The organism is Pseudomonas sp. Je.1.5.c, from assembly GCF_051129895.1.
Classification (GTDB): domain Bacteria; phylum Pseudomonadota; class Gammaproteobacteria; order Pseudomonadales; family Pseudomonadaceae; genus Aquipseudomonas; species Aquipseudomonas urmiensis.
The window spans coordinates 30,861-46,703 of sequence record NZ_JBCPSP010000015.1; the positions used below are offsets into that span (position 1 = coordinate 30,861).

Annotated in this window: 17 protein-coding genes; 15 read left to right on the forward strand and 2 right to left on the reverse strand. The window is 62.7% G+C overall.

Translation table 11 applies throughout. The features are described from left to right. Positions 1-16 precede the first annotated feature (16 nt). Genes AAZU54_RS13300 through murB form a run of 7 tightly spaced genes read left to right on the forward strand, consistent with a single transcriptional unit; the run spans position 17 to position 4,562 of the window. Complete coding sequence (locus AAZU54_RS13300; protein WP_186556935.1) at positions 17-652, forward strand: MotA/TolQ/ExbB proton channel family protein; 636 nt, start codon at positions 17-19, stop codon at positions 650-652. Further along, complete coding sequence (locus AAZU54_RS13305; protein WP_186556933.1) at positions 649-1,083, forward strand: ExbD/TolR family protein; 435 nt, start codon at positions 649-651, stop codon at positions 1,081-1,083. Before AAZU54_RS13300 ends, AAZU54_RS13305 begins: the two co-directional genes overlap by 4 nt. Further along, positions 1,083-2,093: a tetraacyldisaccharide 4'-kinase gene (gene lpxK / locus AAZU54_RS13310; RefSeq protein WP_405128843.1), complete on the forward strand. Its 1,011-nt coding sequence runs from the start codon at positions 1,083-1,085 to the stop codon at positions 2,091-2,093. The genes AAZU54_RS13305 and lpxK overlap by 1 nt, the downstream gene beginning before the upstream one ends. 42 nt (positions 2,094-2,135) lie before the next feature. Continuing rightward, entirely contained in the window at positions 2,136-2,321 is a 186-nt protein-coding gene (locus tag AAZU54_RS13315; RefSeq protein WP_028633616.1) for a Trm112 family protein, read from the forward strand. Beyond that, entirely contained in the window at positions 2,318-3,082 is a 765-nt protein-coding gene (gene kdsB, locus AAZU54_RS13320) for a 3-deoxy-manno-octulosonate cytidylyltransferase (RefSeq protein ID WP_186556929.1), read from the forward strand. The genes AAZU54_RS13315 and kdsB overlap by 4 nt, the downstream gene beginning before the upstream one ends. Further along, on the forward strand, positions 3,082-3,546 hold the full coding sequence (locus tag AAZU54_RS13325) for a low molecular weight protein-tyrosine-phosphatase (RefSeq protein WP_186556927.1): 465 nt from the start codon (positions 3,082-3,084) through the stop codon (positions 3,544-3,546). The genes kdsB and AAZU54_RS13325 overlap by 1 nt, the downstream gene beginning before the upstream one ends. Continuing rightward, the gene (gene murB / locus AAZU54_RS13330; RefSeq protein WP_186556925.1) at positions 3,543-4,562 is read left to right on the forward strand and encodes a UDP-N-acetylmuramate dehydrogenase; all 1,020 of its coding nucleotides are present in this window, start codon (positions 3,543-3,545) and stop codon (positions 4,560-4,562) included. Before AAZU54_RS13325 ends, murB begins: the two co-directional genes overlap by 4 nt. A gap of 184 nt (positions 4,563-4,746) precedes the next feature. Here murB and rne read toward each other — a convergent pair whose 3' ends face one another. Continuing rightward, complete coding sequence (rne, locus tag AAZU54_RS13335; RefSeq protein ID WP_434727268.1) at positions 4,747-8,004, reverse strand: ribonuclease E; 3,258 nt, start codon at positions 8,002-8,004, stop codon at positions 4,747-4,749. 753 nt (positions 8,005-8,757) lie between these two features. Between rne and rluC the strand changes: the two genes are divergently transcribed. The 3 genes from rluC to sppA are packed head-to-tail and all read left to right on the forward strand — an operon-like array spanning position 8,758 to position 11,393. Beyond that, positions 8,758-9,714 (forward strand): 23S rRNA pseudouridine(955/2504/2580) synthase RluC, encoded by a 957-nt coding sequence (gene rluC / locus AAZU54_RS13340; RefSeq protein ID WP_186556922.1) that lies wholly within the window; start codon positions 8,758-8,760, stop codon positions 9,712-9,714. A 6-nt stretch (positions 9,715-9,720) separates the two neighbouring features. Next, positions 9,721-10,401, forward strand: a complete 681-nt coding sequence (locus AAZU54_RS13345) for an HAD family hydrolase (RefSeq protein WP_186556921.1) — start codon at positions 9,721-9,723, stop codon at positions 10,399-10,401. Positions 10,402-10,403: 2 nt separating this feature from the next. Next, a complete protein-coding gene (gene sppA, locus AAZU54_RS13350) occupies positions 10,404-11,393 on the forward strand; it encodes a signal peptide peptidase SppA (protein ID WP_434727269.1) in 990 nt (329 codons plus the stop codon). 38 nt (positions 11,394-11,431) lie between these two features. Here the strand turns inward: sppA and AAZU54_RS13355 are convergent, their stop codons facing one another. Further along, entirely contained in the window at positions 11,432-12,010 is a 579-nt protein-coding gene (locus AAZU54_RS13355) for a Maf family protein (RefSeq protein WP_405128840.1), read from the reverse strand. 95 nt (positions 12,011-12,105) lie between these two features. On the opposite strand from AAZU54_RS13355, the gene AAZU54_RS13360 reads away from it, so the two are divergent. The 5 genes from AAZU54_RS13360 (at position 12,106) to fabG (ending at position 15,666) form a co-directional block, all read left to right on the forward strand. Next, entirely contained in the window at positions 12,106-12,633 is a 528-nt protein-coding gene (locus AAZU54_RS13360) for a YceD family protein (RefSeq protein ID WP_186556915.1), read from the forward strand. Between the two features lie 13 nt (positions 12,634-12,646). Further along, positions 12,647-12,829, forward strand: coding sequence for a 50S ribosomal protein L32 (gene rpmF / locus AAZU54_RS13365; protein WP_008096416.1), 183 nt, complete (start codon positions 12,647-12,649; stop codon positions 12,827-12,829). 3 nt (positions 12,830-12,832) lie between these two features. Further along, positions 12,833-13,843, forward strand: coding sequence for a phosphate acyltransferase PlsX (gene plsX / locus AAZU54_RS13370; protein WP_186556913.1), 1,011 nt, complete (start codon positions 12,833-12,835; stop codon positions 13,841-13,843). Between the two features lie 127 nt (positions 13,844-13,970). Next, a complete protein-coding gene (gene fabD / locus AAZU54_RS13375) occupies positions 13,971-14,909 on the forward strand; it encodes an ACP S-malonyltransferase (RefSeq protein ID WP_186556911.1) in 939 nt (312 codons plus the stop codon). Between the two features lie 16 nt (positions 14,910-14,925). Further along, positions 14,926-15,666: a 3-oxoacyl-ACP reductase FabG gene (gene fabG, locus AAZU54_RS13380; RefSeq protein ID WP_186556909.1), complete on the forward strand. Its 741-nt coding sequence runs from the start codon at positions 14,926-14,928 to the stop codon at positions 15,664-15,666. Positions 15,667-15,843: the final 177 nt, after the last annotated feature.

Genomic DNA, 15,843 nt, shown 5'->3' on the forward strand with positions numbered 1-15,843 from the left:
CGAGGGGATGCTTACTGTGTGGGAATTGGTCAAGTCCGGTGGTTGGATGATGCTGCCGATCATTCTGAGCTCCATCGCCGCCATGGCGATCGTCGCCGAACGCCTGTGGACCCTGCGCGCCAGTCGCGTGACCCCGCCGCACCTGCTCGGCCAGGTATGGATGTGGATCAAGGACAAGCAGCTCACCAGTGACAAGCTCAAGGCCCTGCGCGCCGATTCGCCATTGGGCGAGATCCTTGCCGCAGGCCTGGCCAACTCGCGCCATGGCCGCGAGATCATGAAAGAGTGCATCGAAGAGGCCGCCTCGCGCGTCATCCATGAGCTGGAGCGCTACATCAGCACCCTGGGCACCATCGCTGCGATGGCGCCGCTGCTCGGCCTGCTCGGCACGGTACTGGGCATGATCGATATCTTCAGCGCCTTCATGGGCTCGCAGATGACGGCCAACGCCTCGGTGCTCGCCGGCGGTATCTCCAAGGCCCTGGTCACTACGGCTGCGGGCCTGATGGTCGGTATCCCGGCGGTATTCTTCCACCGCTTCCTGCTGCGTCGTATCGATGAGCTGGTGGTGGGCATGGAGCAAGAGGCGATCAAGCTGGTCGAGGTCGTGCAGGGCGACCGCGAAGTGGAAGTGGCTGGAGGCAAGGCGTGAAGTTTCGGCGCAATCGCCAGCGCGAGAACGTCGACATCAACCTGGCGTCGTTGATCGACGTGGTGTTCGTGCTGCTGCTGTTCTTCGTCGTCACCACCACCTTCACCCGCGAGAACCAGCTGCGCGTCGAGCTGCCGGAGGCCACCACGGCTGCACCGCCTAGCCCCGACGAGGGCAAGCGGGTGGACATTACCATCAGCGCCGACGGCGTGTATTCGGTGAACAACCACCTGCTGCCCAAGAGCGACCTGGCGACCCTGACCGAGGCGCTGCAGCAGGAGTCCGGTGGCGACACCCAGTTGCCGCTGTCGATCAGTGCTGATGGCAAGACGCCGCACCAGGCTGTGGTTACCGCAATGGATGCTGCCGGCAAGCTCGGTTTCAGCCAGCTGCGCATGACCACCGTCGAGGCGGCGCCGGGGACGCCCTGATGGCCTTCGCCGATCGTCTGCTGGAGGCCTGGTATGCCGGACATCCGGCCTTGGCCCTGTTGCGCCCACTGGAGGCGCTGTACCGGCGCGTAGTGCTGCGCAAGCGTGCGCGCTTTCTCAGCGGCGAGAGTGCCAGCTACCGCGCGCCGGTACCGGTGATCGTGGTGGGCAATATCACCGTTGGCGGTACCGGCAAGACGCCGATGATCCTCTGGCTGATCGAGCACTGCCGCCGTCAGGGGCTGCGGGTTGGCGTGGTCAGTCGCGGTTATGGCGCCAAGCCTGCGCAGTTGCCCTGGCGGGTCGAGGCGACTCACAGTGCCGAGCAGGCAGGCGACGAGCCGTTGCTGATCGTCCAGCGCACCGGCGTGCCGCTGATGATCGACCCTGACCGCTCCCGCGCCGTGCAGGCGCTATTGGCCAGCGAGCCGCTGGACCTGATCTTGTGTGACGACGGCATGCAGCATTATCGCCTGGCCCGCGACCTTGAGCTGGTGCTGATCGATGCTGCACGTGGCCTGGGCAATCGCCGCTGCCTGCCGGCAGGCCCGCTGCGTGAGCCGGTCGAGCGTCTCCAAGACGCGGATGCCGTTCTGTACAACGGCGCGAGCGGCGACCGTGATGGCGGTTTTGCCTTCCAGTTGCAGCCCTCAGCGCTGATCAACCTGCACAGCGGCGAGCGCCATTCGCTTGAGCATTTCCCGCCCGGCCAGGCCCTGCACGCGGTGGCTGGTATTGGTAACCCACAACGTTTCTTCAACACCCTGCTGGGGCTAAACTGGCAGCCTGTGCCGCATCCTTTCGCCGACCATGCGCAGTTCTCTGCCCAGGCGCTGACGTTCAGCCCGGCTTTGCCGCTGGTAATGACTGAAAAAGATGCGGTGAAGTGCCGGGCGTTCGCCGCTGACGATTGGTGGTACCTGGCGGTCGAAGCGCAGCCTTCGCCAGCCTTCGTCGGTTGGTTCGACGCTCAGCTCGACCGGTTGCTGCCTGCGCGCCGTCAGCCCTGAGCCCTATTCATTTTTCCGGCCACTGGCCTCAAGGAAGCTTCCATGGACACCAAACTGCTCGACATCCTGGCCTGCCCGATCACTAAAGGCCCGCTCAAGCTCAGCGCCGACAAGACCGAGCTGATCAGCAAAGGCGCAGGCCTGGCTTATCCAGTGCGTGACGGCATCCCGGTCATGCTGGAAAGCGAAGCGCGCACCCTGACTGACGACGAGCGTCTGGACAAATGAGCCTGAATTTCACCGTGGTGATCCCCGCTCGCCTGCGCTCGACGCGCTTGCCGGGCAAGCCATTGCTGCCGATCGCCGGCAAGCCGATGGTCCAGCACGTGTGGGAGCAGGCGCGTAAGAGCGGTGCCAGCCGCGTGGTCATCGCCACTGACGATGCCAGCATCGTCGAGGCGTGCCAGGCGTTCGGCGCCCAAGTGCTGCTGACGCGCGCCGATCATGAATCCGGCACCGACCGTTTGGCCGAAGTTGCCGCGCACCTGGGGCTGCCCAGCGATGCCATCGTGGTCAACGTGCAAGGTGACGAGCCGCTGATTCCGCCCGTGATCATCGATCAGGTGGCGGCCAACCTGGCGGCGCACCCTGAGGCGGGCATCGCCACCCTGGCCGAGCCGATCCATGAGCCGCAGACGGTATTCAACCCCAACGCGGTCAAAGTCGTCAGCGACAAGCATGGCCTGGCCTTGACATTCAGCCGCGCGCCGCTGCCCTGGGCGCGTGACGCCTTCGCCAAGGATCGTGAGCAGCTGCCTGAGGCAGTGCCTTATCGTCGCCACATCGGCATGTACGCCTACCGCGTGGGCTTCCTACAAGATTTCGTTAGCTGGGGCCCGTGCTGGCTCGAGCAAACCGAGGCGCTGGAGCAGCTGCGGGCGCTATGGCATGGCGTGCGCATTCATGTCGAGGACGCCATCGAGGCGCCTGCCGTGGGTGTCGATACCCCTGAAGACCTGGAGCGCGTTCGGCGCTTGCTGGAGGCTTGATGCGCGTTCTGTTCGTCTGCCTGGGCAATATCTGCCGTTCGCCAACGGCCGAGGGCGTGTTACGCCATCAATTACAGGTTGCCGGCCTGGCTGACCAGGTCCATGTAGCGTCTGCCGGGACGGGCGACTGGCACGTGGGCAAGGCGCCCGACGCGCGTACCTGCCGTGCAGCGCTAAGCCGCGGTTACGACCTGTCGGCGCAGCGTGCCCAGCAGGTCAGTGCACGCCATTTCGCCGAGTACGATCTGGTGCTGGCCATGGACAAGAGCAACCTTGCCCATTTGCAGGCGTTGCGCCCGCACGCGGCAAGCGCTGAGCTCGATCTGTTCCTGCGCCGCTATGGCGCAGCGCTGGACGAAGTACCCGATCCGTATTACGGCGGCGCCGACGGCTTCGAGCAGGTCTTGGACCTGATCGAGGCGGCCTGCCAGGCGCTGGTTGTGGAAATCAAGGGGCGGCTATGACGGCGCAGTGGCAGGAGCGGGTTTCGCTCAAGCCGTTCAACACCTTCGGCATCGACGTCAAAGCGCGCTATTTCACTCAAGCGCACAATGACGATGACGTGCGTGCGGCGCTGGCCAATGCGGCGCAGCGGCACGTTGCCGTGCTGGTGATTGGTGGTGGCAGCAACCTGTTGCTCACCCATGACATCGACGCCCTGGTGCTGCATATGGCCAGCCGTGGTCGCCGGGTGCTGAGCGAGCAGGGCGATCGGGTGGTGGTCGAGGCCGAGGCTGGCGAGCCCTGGCATGCTTTCGTGCAGTGGAGCCTGGAGCAAGGCCTGAGCGGCCTGGAAAATCTCAGCCTGATCCCTGGCACCGTAGGCGCTGCGCCGATGCAGAACGTCGGTGCCTATGGAGTGGAGATCAAGGATGTGTTCGCAGGGCTGACGGCGCTGGATCGCCAGACCGGCGAGCTGCGTGATTTCGGCCTTGAAGAATGCGCATTCGGCTATCGCGACAGCTTGTTCAAGCGCGAGCCGGGGCGTTGGCTGATCCTGCGGGTACGCTTTGCCCTCGATCGCACGCTGCGGGCGCACCTGGACTACGGGCCGGTGCGTCAGCGTCTGAGTGAGCAGGGCATCGAGCAGCCCACTGCCCAGGCGATCAGTGATGCGATATGCAGTATTCGTCGCGAGAAGCTGCCGGATCCGCTCGAACTGGGTAATGCCGGCAGTTTCTTCAAGAACCCGGTGGTCAGTGCTGCCCTGACTGAACAGATCCGTGCGCGCTATCCGAGTGTGGTGGCTTATCCCCAGGCCAATGGCCAGGTGAAGCTGGCTGCGGGCTGGTTGATCGAGCAGGCGGGTTGGAAGGGGCATCGTGAGGGTGACGCGGGCGTGCATCGTTTGCAGTCGCTGGTGCTGGTCAATTATGGCCAGGCGACCGGGGTGCAGCTGCATGAGCTGGCGCGCAAGATCCAGGCGGATATTCTCGAACGGTTTGGGGTTGAGTTGGAGATGGAGCCAAACCTGTATTGATGGCCTGCCTGTGATGGCTTCATCGCGGGGCAAGCCCGCTCCCACGCAAACGATTCGATTGCGACGGGGTACGTGGGAGCGGGCTTGCCCCGCGATAAGGCTTTTACAGGCAGCACATTACCAAAAGCCATGAAAAAGCCCCGCCAGTTCACACTGGCGGGGCTTTTTCATTCAGCCGTTGCAATCAACCGTGATGAGGCTTCTGCTCTTCGGTTGTTTCCAGGGCTTCAGGTTGCGCAGCTTCAGCGGCCTGTGCTGCGGCAGCGGCAGCAGCGGCGGCCTCGGCTTCACGCTTGCGGCGACGCACTTCACGTGGGTCGTTTGGTGCGCGGCCGTTAGGCAGCATTACCGGTGCAGGTTCGGCGGCAACCGGTGCTGGCTCGACAACCTCAGGCTTGGCTTCGACAGCCGGAGCAGGCTGCTCAGCTACTGGCGCCTCGACGGGTGCGACCGGTGCAGCTTCGGCAACTTCCGGCGCTTTCTCGGCTTCACCCGATTCAACCGCTGGAGTTTCGATCGCTACAGCCTCGACAGCAACTTGTGGCTCAGCAGCTTCAGCGACAGGCGCTTCAACGACAGCTTGCGGCACCACTTCGACAACTGGCTCGGCGCTTGGCTCGACCACGGCTACCGGCTCGCTGAACGGCTGCTCGACCACAGGTGCGGCGGCAACGGTTTGTTCTACCTGGGCGTTAGGCTCAGATGGCAGGGCGATGACTTCGCCTGTCGCAGCCTCTGGGGCCTCGGCAGTGGCGATTTCAGCCTGTTGATTGGCCTGGGCCTCAGCTTCAGCGCTGATGTTGCTGGTGGCAACGGCAGCGGTGACGGCCAGGCCAGCTGCCAGTTCGGCACCCAGTTCGGTCGCTTGGTGCTGCTGTGGCTGCTGCTCATCAGTGGCTTCTTCGTCGCCATCGATCAGCTCGCCATTGGCATTGCGCTGACGTTCGCGACGGTTGCTGCGACGACGCTGGCCACGGGAACGACGACGTGGACGCTCGCCATCGGCGCCTTCCAGTTGCTCGTCCTGCAGCAGCTCTTCGTTTGGCAGTTGCTCGTCGGCGATTTCCGCTGCCTGCTCGGCGGCTTGTTCGGCAGCGCGCGGCTGGCGTTCTTCACGAGGAGCGCGTTCTTCACGCGGTGCACGCTCTTCACGCGGTGCACGCTCTTCACGAGGAGCACGTTCTTCGCGCGGTGCACGCTCTTCACGAGGAGCACGTTCTTCGCGCGGTGCGCGCTCTTCACGAGGAGCACGTTCTTCACGAGGAGCACGTTCTTCGCGCGGTGCGCGCTCTTCACGAGGAGCACGTTCTTCGCGCGGTGCACGCTCTTCACGAGGGGCGCGTTCTTCGCGTGGTGCGCGCTCCTCACGAGGTGCACGCTCTTCACGAGGAGCGCGTTCTTCGCGGGCAGCCGGTGCGGCGTCCAGAGGTTCGCGCAGTTCGCGAACTGGGCGTTCCTCACGGTTGCCGCGGCGGTCCTGGCGTGGAGCGCGTTCTTCGCGAGGTGCTCGCTCTTCACGTGGGGCGCGTTCCTCCCGCGGTTGACGCTCTTCGCGCGGGGCGCGCTCGGCACGTTCTTCGCGCGGTTTGCGGTCTTCATCGCGGCGGCCGTTGCGGTTGCGGCTCTGCTGGCGACCGTTGCGACGCTCTTCGTTGCGCTGGGGGCGCTCGGTAGCAGGCTTCTCGGTGGTGGCAGCAGGTGCAGCGACAGGCTCGTCCTTGCCTGCGAACAGGCTGACCAGCGACTTGACCAGGCCTTTGAACAGGCTTGGCTCAGGCGCATTGGCAGCTGCTGCGGCAGGGGCGGCGGGCTGTTCTGGTGCGGCGGCAGGAACCGGAGCGTTGGTGCGGGCCGGGGCTGTCTTGACCGCTGCTTCCTGGCGAACCAGGGTGCGAGTGGCGGCGGTCGGTTGCGGCGCTTCTTCGGTTTCGGTGGCAGCGATTTCGTAGCTGGACTGGTTGTTCAGCACGTCCGGATTGTCGTCGCGCAGGCGCTGGACTTCGAAGTGCGGGGTTTCCAGGTGATCGTTCGGCAGGATGATGATCCGTGCGCGCGTGCGCAGTTCGATCTTGGTGATCGAATTGCGTTTCTCGTTGAGCAGGAACGCGGCGACCGGGATTGGCACCTGGGCACGCACTTCGGCAGTGCGGTCTTTCAGGGCTTCTTCTTCGATCAGGCGCAGGATTGCCAGCGACAGCGACTCGACGTCACGGATGATACCGGTGCCCGAGCAGCGTGGGCAGACGATGCCGCTGCTCTCGCCCAGCGATGGGCGCAGGCGCTGACGGGACATTTCCAGCAGGCCGAAGCGCGAAATGCGGCCAACCTGGACGCGGGCGCGGTCAGCTTCAAGGCACTCGCGCACACGCTCTTCGACGGCGCGCTGGTTCTTGGCTGGGGTCATGTCGATGAAGTCGATGACGATCAGGCCGCCGATATCACGCAGACGCAGTTGACGGGCGATTTCCTCGGCCGCTTCCAGGTTGGTCTGCAGGGCGGTTTCTTCGATGTCGCTGCCTTTGGTGGCGCGCGCCGAGTTGATGTCGATGGACACCAGGGCTTCGGTCGGATCGATCACGATCGAGCCGCCGGAAGGCAGGTCGACTACGCGCTGGAAGGCGGTCTCGATCTGGCTTTCGATCTGGAAACGGTTGAACAGCGGTACGCTGTCTTCGTACAGCTTGACCTTGCTGGCGTACTGCGGCATCACCTGGCGGATGAAGGTCAGGGCTTCTTCCTGGGCATCGATGCTGTCGATCAGCACTTCGCCGATGTCCTGGCGCAGGTAGTCGCGGATCGCGCGGATGATGACGTTGCTTTCCTGGTAGATCAGGAACGGCGCAGTGCGGTCCAGCGAGGCTTCTTTAATTGCGGTCCACAGTTGCAGCAGGTAGTCCAGGTCCCACTGCATCTCTTCGCTGCTGCGGCCAAGGCCGGCAGTGCGCACGATCAGGCCCATGTCGCCCGGCACGGTCAGGCCATTGAGGGCTTCGCGCAGTTCGTTGCGCTCTTCGCCTTCGATGCGACGGGAAATACCGCCTGCGCGGGGGTTGTTCGGCATCAGTACCAGGTAGCGGCCAGCCAGGCTGATGAAGGTGGTCAGGGCGGCGCCTTTGTTGCCGCGCTCTTCCTTCTCGACCTGGACGATGACTTCCTGGCCTTCGCTGAGCACTTCCTTGATGTTGACGCGGCCTTCAGGGGCCTTTTTGAAGTACTCGCGGGAGATTTCCTTCAGCGGCAGGAAGCCGTGACGGTCGGAGCCGAAGTCGACGAAGGCGGCTTCGAGGCTGGGCTCGATCCGGGTGATCTTGCCTTTGTAGATGTTGGCCTTTTTCTGCTCACGGGCGCCGGATTCGATATCCAGGTCGTAGAGGCGTTGGCCATCCACCAGGGCTACACGCAACTCTTCGGGTTGAGTTGCGTTAATCAGCATTCTTTTCATGTTGTACCGTCGGTTTCCGGGCTGCCGGAAACGGCGTTCGGCACACACGACTTCTCATGGTCGGTGCCAAGGTGCGCAAAGGGTAGCGAGCCACCCCCGTGTCGGCGACATTCGGCACCAGCCGGTTGCCCAGCCTGCCGTGGTCGCGACGACGCGTCCTGTTGCTGCGGTGCCAAGTGCACTCAGTCAGGAGGAGGAATCAGCCATTGAATCGTGGACGCCCGTAGGCATCTGGAGAACATCGAGGCTCGCTCGCCGGGCCATTACAGAGGGCCGGTGGCCGAACGCCGTGCTACACGATCCGGGAGGCTGTACATCTCCACCCTGCACGTATCCCTGAAAATTCGGGTGCTGCCGCGCGCTGAATCCGCAACGGGTTGCATTTTTCGCCAGCTCCGATTCAGAAGCTGACGCCATTCATGTCCAAGGCAGGTATTTCCGAAGCATTCGCCGGGTGTGACGCGGAAGCGACGGTGGCGGGGCAGAGGTCCAGCGAAAAGAAGCGGGAAAGCAGGTGAAACACCGCGCTTGTCGTTTTTTTTCGGTCTTCTCTACTCGGCGCTGGTGGCGATTCCAGGCATTTCGGTAAACTGGCGAAAACCCCGTAGGACGGCCTCGCGTCCTCGAGAATTGCGATGGTCAGGGCCCGGCGTAGAGCCAGGTGCCGCTGGCCTGCCGCTTTTGGCGGCGTTCGCGACTATAGCAGTAATGATTAAGTGCTTCAATTCCATAAAAAATTGTTATGATCGAGCAATGACGACCAATACCCCTCCGACTTCCGGCGTTCAGCTGATCGAAGTCGCGCCGGAGCTTGCCGGCCAACGTATCGACAATTTCCTTATCACGGCCCTCAAGGGCGTGCCCAAGACCCTGGTCTACCGCATCCTGCGCAAGGGTGAGGTGCGGGTCAACAAGGGGCGGGTCAAGCCTGAGTACAAGATCCAGGCCGGCGACATCGTGCGGGTACCGCCCGTCCGACTGCCTGAGCGCGACGAGCCGGTACCGGTCGCCCAGGCGCTGTTGCAGCGCCTGGAGGCAGCGATTGTCTATGAAGACAAGGCGCTGATCGTGCTCAACAAGCCAGCCGGTATCGCCGTGCATGGCGGCAGCGGTCTGAGCTTTGGGGTGATCGAGGCGCTGCGTCAGCTGCGCCCGGATGCCAAGGAGCTGGAGCTGGTCCACCGCCTGGATCGCGACACTTCCGGCCTGTTGATGATCGCCAAGAAACGCAGCATGTTGCGCCACCTGCATGCCGCCCTGCGCGGTGATGGTGTCGACAAGCGCTACATGGCGCTGGTGCGCGGTCACTGGCCGACCTCGAAGAAGCAGGTCAATGCGCCGCTGCAGAAGAGCAACCTGCGCTCTGGCGAGCGCATGGTCGAAATCAATGACGAAGGCAAGGACGCGCTGACCCTGTTCCGCGTGCTGCGCCGCTTTGGTGAGTTCGCCACCATGGTCGAGGCGCGGCCGATTACCGGCCGTACGCACCAGATTCGCGTGCACACCCTGCATGCCGGGCACATGATCGCCGGCGACAGCAAGTACGGTGACGAGGACTTCACCCGCGAGATCCGTGAGCTGGGGGGCAAGCGCCTGTTCCTGCATGCCTATGCCCTGACCGTGCCGCTGCCCGATGGCGGCGAGCTGAAGATCGAGGCGCCGGTCGACGAGATGTGGGCCAAGACCGTGGAGCGCTTGAGTGCGAGCTGATTGTCGATGAGTAAACGCTACGAGCTGTTGATCTTCGATTGGGATGGCACGTTGGCCGACTCGATTGGGCGGATTGTCCTGGCCATGAACCTGGCGGCCGAGCGTGCGGGCGAGGTGCCAAGCGCCGAAGATGCGGTGAAGGGCATCATTGGCCTGGCGTTGAGCGAGGCGATCTCGGTGCTCTATCCCCATCTTCAGCCGGTCCAGGTCGAGGTGTTCCGTCAGCACTACGCCGACGTCTACATGGCGCTCGATCAGCAGCCTTCGCCGCTGTTCGAAGGCGTGCTGGAGTCGCTGGATGCCTTTCGTGCCGAGGGCTATCGTCTGGCGGTGGCGACCGGCAAGGCGCGTCGCGGGCTGGATCGGGTGCTCAAGGCCAATGGCTGGGAGCAATTCTTCGACATCACCCGGGCGGCCGACGAAACCCGTGGCAAGCCTCATCCGCTGATGCTCGAAGAGATTCTCGCGCATTGCCAGGTCGAACCCGGACAGGCGCTGATGGTCGGAGATTCGGCGTTCGATCTGCAGATGGCCAGCAATGCCGGGATGCATTCGGTGGCGGTGGGCTACGGCGCGATGTCGCTGCAGGCGCTGGCTGAATTCGGTCCGCAGGTCTGTATTGATCATTTTTCCCAGTTGCGCCAGTGGTTGAGCGGTTCGGCGCAACTTCAATTCCAAGGTAGGTGAGCATGGCTGACGAGTGGAAAGCGCCCAAGACCGAGGTGGTCGAGGACGAAGATCGCAAGAGCTGGAAGCTGCTGGAAAAGACCCTGCTGGCCGGTGTGCAAGAGCAGCGCCGAGCGCGGCGCTGGGGCATCTTCTTCAAGCTGCTGACGTTCCTCTATCTGTTCGGCATCCTGTTTCTGTTCTCGCCGCTGATGAGCATGGATAGCACTGCCTCGCGCAGCGACAGCCATACGGCGTTGGTCGAAGTGCGTGGCATCATTGCCGACCAGGAGGCCGCCAGCGCCGACAATATCGTCAAGAGCCTGCGTGAGGCGTTCAAGGACGCCAAGACCAAGGCTGTAGTGATGCGCATCAACAGCCCGGGCGGCAGCCCGGTGCAGTCCGGTTATGTGTATGACGAGATCCGTCGCCTGCGTGCCGAGTACCCGCAGATCAAGTTGTATGCGGTGATCGCCGATCTGGGGGCTTCGGGTGCGTATTACATCGCCAGTGCGGCGGACGAGATCTACGCCGACAAGGCGAGCCTGGTCGGTTCGATCGGCGTGACCGCAGCGGGCTATGGCTTTGTCGGTGCCATGGACAAGCTGGGGGTGGAGCGTCGTACCTACACCGCCGGTGAGCACAAGGCGTTTCTTGATCCGTTCTCGCCAGCCAAGCCTGAAGAGACCGAGTTCTGGCAGGGTGTGCTCAACACGACCCATCAGCAGTTCATTGCCATGGTCAAGCAGGGTCGCGGCGAGCGCCTGAAGGACAAGGAGCATCCTGAGTTGTTCAGCGGCCTGATCTGGTCGGGTGAGCAGGCCAAGGCGCTGGGGTTGGTGGATGGTCTGGGTAGTGCCAGCTATGTGGCGCGGGATATTGTCGGTGAGAAGAACCTGGTCGATTTCACTGTCCAGGAATCGCCGTTCGATCGTTTCTCCAAGCGCATTGGCGCCAGTGTGGCTGAGCATTTGGCCATGTGGATGGGGTTCCAGGGGCCAACCCTGCGTTAAGGTTGAACGAGTCTGGGGGCAAAGCGCCCCCAGAATTCTCAAGGAATCTGCACGCCTTCCTTAAGCAGCATATCCACCAGCCGAATCAGTGGCAGGCCGACCAGGCTGGTCGCATCGCAGCCATGGGTGCTCTGAAACAAGCTCACGCCCAGCCCTTCCGCTTTAAAGCTGCCAGCACAGTCAAACGGCTGCTCAGTCCTCAGGTAGCGCTCAACGCGCCCCCGGTCCAGTTCACGCATCGCAACGGTAAATGGCACGCAGTCGACCTGGCACTGGCCTGTCTGGCTGTTGTACAGCGCCAGGCCGGTGAGGAAGGTAACGTGCTGCCCGCTCGCCGCAAGCAGCTGCTCGCACGCTCGATCGAAGGTGTGCGGCTTGCCAAGGATCTGTTCGCCCAGCACGGCAACCTGGTCAGAGCCAATGATCAGATGATCAGGGTGGCTGTGCGCAAGTGCCTCGGCTTTCTGTCGGGCCAGGCGTCGAACCAGTTCGACAGCCGGCTCGTCATCCAGGCGCTGCTCGTCTATATCGGGGCTTGCCCAGGTGAAGGGCAGGCGCAGGCGCTCGAGCAGTTCGCGCCGGTAAGGGGAGCTGGAAGCCAGTAACAGGGGAAGCATGGTAGACTCCTGGGCAGATCATCCGATTCTAACATGTCAGATGCCGCCGAATTTCCTTTGACAGGGGCGGGGGGCATCCCTAGAATGCTGCGCCTATGTTGAATGACCCGATTCCACCTCACGTTGACCCGCGCAAATTAGCCGATCGTGGCGTAACCCTCCAAGGTTCGCTGCAACTCGCTGATTTGGAAAGACTCTGCGACCCGCTTTCCGACAATGTCGGTACGGTGCAGGCGAAGTTCGATTTTGAACGAGACGAACAGAACGCTGTGGTTATCCACAGTGAGCTCGACGTCGAAGTCAAAATGGTTTGCCAGCGTTGTCTTGAGCTGGTCACCCTGCCGATTCACAGCGAGTGTTCCTACGCTGTGGTGAAGGAGGGTGCGAATACCCAGTCGTTGCCGAAAGGCTATGACGTGCTGGAACTGGGCGAAGATCCTTTGGATCTGCAGGCGCTGATCGAGGAAGAGCTTTTGCTCGCCTTGCCCATCGTGCCTGCTCATCATCCGGAAGAATGCCAGCAGCCGGCGGGCGCAGACGAGCCCGAATCGAGCAAGGACGAGGTAACGCGGTCCAACCCGTTCAGTGTCTTGGCGCAGTTAAAGCGTGACCCAAACGTTTAGGAGTTAATCAATTATGGCTGTTCAGCAGAACAAAAAATCCCGCTCTGCCCGTGACATGCGCCGTTCGCACGACGCCCTGTCGGAAAACGCGCTGTCGGTAGAGAAAAGCACCGGTGAAGTACACCTGCGCCACCACGTATCGCCAGAAGGCGTATACCGTGGTCGCAAAGTGATCGACAAGGGCGCTGACGAGTAAATCTTGTCCGCTCAGATCATCGCGATCGACGCAATGGGCGGGGACTTCGGTCCCCGCAGCATTGTCCAGGCAAGTATCGCTTGCCTCTCGGCTACTCCCTCGCTACACCTGACCCTCGTCGGTCAACCCTCCCTTCTTGAAGATCTTGTCAGTGGCCTCTCGGCTGCGGATCGCGCGCGCCTGCAAATCGTGGCCGCCAGCGAAGTGGTGGGCATGGACGAGCGGCCTTCTCAGGCATTGCGCGGTAAGCCTGACTCGTCGATGCGCGTCGCCCTCGAATTAGTGCGTGATGGCAAGGCGCAGGCCTGCGTGAGTGCCGGCAATACCGGTGCGCTGATGGCCTTGTCGCGTTTCGTGCTCAAGACCCTGCCGGGCATCGACCGGCCGGCGATGGTGGCGGCAATTCCGACCCAGTCAGGCTTCTGCCAGTTGCTCGACCTGGGCGCTAACGTCGATTGCAGCGCCGAGAACCTCTTCCAGTTCGCGGTGATGGGCTCGGTCGCGGCCCAGGCGCTGGGCATTCATCGCCCGCGCGTGGCGTTGCTCAATATTGGCACCGAAGACATCAAGGGCAACCAGCAGGTCAAGCTGGCTGCCACGCTGTTGCAGAATGCCCGCGGCCTTAACTACATAGGTTTCGTCGAAGGTGACGGCCTGTACCGGGGGGAGGCTGACGTGGTGGTGTGCGACGGTTTCGTCGGCAATATCCTGCTCAAGTCCAGCGAAGGCCTGGCGACCATGATCAGTGCGCGCATCGAGGCGCTGTTCAAGGGTGGTGTATTCGCCCGAGCTGTCGGCGCCATGGCCTTGCCGCTGCTCAAGCGTCTGCAGGCCGATTTGGCCCCGGCGCGGCACAATGGCGCGAGCTTTCTCGGCTTGCAGGGTATCGTCATCAAAAGCCATGGCTCGGCGGGCGTCGAGGGCTTGCAGAGTGCAATCCAGCGCGCGCTGATCGAGATCCAGGAAAACCTGCCGCAGCGCTTGCATGGTCGCCTGGAAGACTTGCTGCCTTAGGCATAATCGCCATGAAGTGGTTAAATGTGACCGCTTGGTTTTCGTTTTCATCCAAGTTTTCAGATTGCGCGTCCAGCCTTAGGCTCGGCGCACCCTATCCGACGACAAGATCATAAGGGCTTGTTCAATGTCTGCATCCCTCGCATTCGTCTTTCCCGGCCAAGGTTCCCAGTCGCTGGGCATGCTTGCTGAACTCGGCGCCGAAAAGCCGGTGATCATCGAGACCTTCAAGGAGGCCTCCGAGGCTCTGGGTTACGACCTGTGGAAGCTGGTTCAGGAAGGCCCGGAAGAACAACTCAATCAAACCGACAAGACCCAGCCGGCGATCCTCACCGCATCCATCGCCCTGTGGCGCTTGTGGCTGGCAGAGGGCGGCGCACAGCCTGCCTTCGTCGCAGGTCACAGCCTGGGCGAGTACAGCGCGCTGGTCGCCGCTGGCAGCCTGTCGCTGAAAGACGCCGTTCGCTTGGTCGAGCGTCGCGGTCAGTTGATGCAGGAAGCCGTGCCGTCCGGTCACGGTGCCATGGCCGCGATCCTTGGCCTGGACGACGCCGTGGTAGTCGAGATCTGCGCCAAGGCGGCTGAAGATGAAGTGGTCAGCGCGGTGAACTTCAACTCGCCGGGCCAGGTTGTGATTGCCGGCAACAAGGCTGCGGTCGATCGTGCCATGGAGCTGTGCAAAGAGGCCGGTGCCAAGCGCGCCCTGCCACTGGCGGTCAGCGTACCGTCGCACTGTGCCCTGATGAAGCCGGCCGCCGAGCGTTTCGCCGAGCACGTCAACGCCATCGACTGGAAAGCCCCGCAGATCCCGGTAGTACAGAACGTTACCGCTGGCATCGCCGCTGATCTCGATGCGCTCAAGCGCGACCTGCTCGAGCAGCTGTACAAGCCAGTACGCTGGGTCGAGTGCGTGCAGACCCTGGCCGCCAACGGCGCGGTCAACCTGGTCGAGTGCGGCCCGGGCAAGGTCCTGGCTGGCCTGAACAAGCGTTGCGCTGACGGCGTGACCACCTACAACCTCAATACCCCTGACGCCGTCGCCGCCACCCGTGCGGCGCTGGCCTGAATTTGGAGAAGCTTGCATGAGCCTGCAAGGTAAAGTTGCACTGGTCACCGGCGCGAGCCGTGGCATCGGCCAGGCTATCGCCCTCGAACTGGGCCGCCAGGGCGCGACCGTGATCGGTACCGCGACCTCGGCCTCGGGCGCAGAGCGCATCGCCGCCACCCTCAAAGAGCACGGCATCACCGGTACCGGCATGGAGCTGAACGTGACCAGCGAAGAGTCGGTCACCGCCGTTCTTGCGGCCATTCAGGAGCAATTCGGCGCTACCGCGATCCTGGTCAACAACGCCGGCATCACCCGCGACAACCTGATGCTGCGGATGAAAGACGACGAGTGGTTCGACGTGGTCGACACCAACCTCAACAGCCTGTACCGCTTGTCCAAGGGTGTGCTGCGTGGCATGACCAAGGCGCGCTGGGGTCGTATCATTAGCATCGGTTCGGTTGTGGGTGCCATGGGTAACGTCGGTCAGGTAAACTACGCCGCCGCCAAGGCAGGCCTGGAAGGCTTCAGCCGCGCCCTGGCGCGTGAAGTGGGTTCGCGCAATATCACCGTCAACTCGGTCACTCCTGGCTTCATCGATACCGACATGACCCGTGAATTGCCCGAAGCGCAGCGTGAAGCGCTGCAAACCCAGATTCCGCTGGGCCGCCTGGGTCAGGCTGATGAAATCGCCAAAGTGGTGGCCTTCCTGGCATCCGACGGCGCAGCCTACGTCACTGGCGCTACCGTGCCAGTGAACGGCGGGATGTACATGTAACACCGCAACTCAATGTGACGGATTGGTTCAAAAAAGAGTCATACTCCGAGCCTAAAATCCGTTATAAAGCTGCAACCAGATTCCGGACAGAGGGTTGGGTGACTATTCAATAGGGTATGGCAGGGCGCGTTCCGCTTGAAAAGCAAACGTCTTGCTATAAACTTGGTCACCGGCCAG

Coding starts and splice junctions, on each gene's coding strand:
- AAZU54_RS13355 (WP_405128840.1), bottom strand. CDS start 12,010: ATGCTTCCCCTGTTACTGGCTTCCAGCTCCCCTTACCGGCGCGAACTG.
- kdsB (WP_186556929.1), top strand. CDS start 2,318: ATGAGCCTGAATTTCACCGTGGTGATCCCCGCTCGCCTGCGCTCGACG.
- sppA (WP_434727269.1), top strand. CDS start 10,404: ATGGCTGACGAGTGGAAAGCGCCCAAGACCGAGGTGGTCGAGGACGAA.
- AAZU54_RS13345 (WP_186556921.1), top strand. CDS start 9,721: ATGAGTAAACGCTACGAGCTGTTGATCTTCGATTGGGATGGCACGTTG.
- rne (WP_434727268.1), bottom strand. CDS start 8,004: ATGAAAAGAATGCTGATTAACGCAACTCAACCCGAAGAGTTGCGTGTA.
- rluC (WP_186556922.1), top strand. CDS start 8,758: ATGACGACCAATACCCCTCCGACTTCCGGCGTTCAGCTGATCGAAGTC.
- murB (WP_186556925.1), top strand. CDS start 3,543: ATGACGGCGCAGTGGCAGGAGCGGGTTTCGCTCAAGCCGTTCAACACC.
- fabG (WP_186556909.1), top strand. CDS start 14,926: ATGAGCCTGCAAGGTAAAGTTGCACTGGTCACCGGCGCGAGCCGTGGC.
- AAZU54_RS13360 (WP_186556915.1), top strand. CDS start 12,106: ATGTTGAATGACCCGATTCCACCTCACGTTGACCCGCGCAAATTAGCC.
- AAZU54_RS13325 (WP_186556927.1), top strand. CDS start 3,082: ATGCGCGTTCTGTTCGTCTGCCTGGGCAATATCTGCCGTTCGCCAACG.
- lpxK (WP_405128843.1), top strand. CDS start 1,083: ATGGCCTTCGCCGATCGTCTGCTGGAGGCCTGGTATGCCGGACATCCG.
- fabD (WP_186556911.1), top strand. CDS start 13,971: ATGTCTGCATCCCTCGCATTCGTCTTTCCCGGCCAAGGTTCCCAGTCG.
- rpmF (WP_008096416.1), top strand. CDS start 12,647: ATGGCTGTTCAGCAGAACAAAAAATCCCGCTCTGCCCGTGACATGCGC.
- AAZU54_RS13315 (WP_028633616.1), top strand. CDS start 2,136: ATGGACACCAAACTGCTCGACATCCTGGCCTGCCCGATCACTAAAGGC.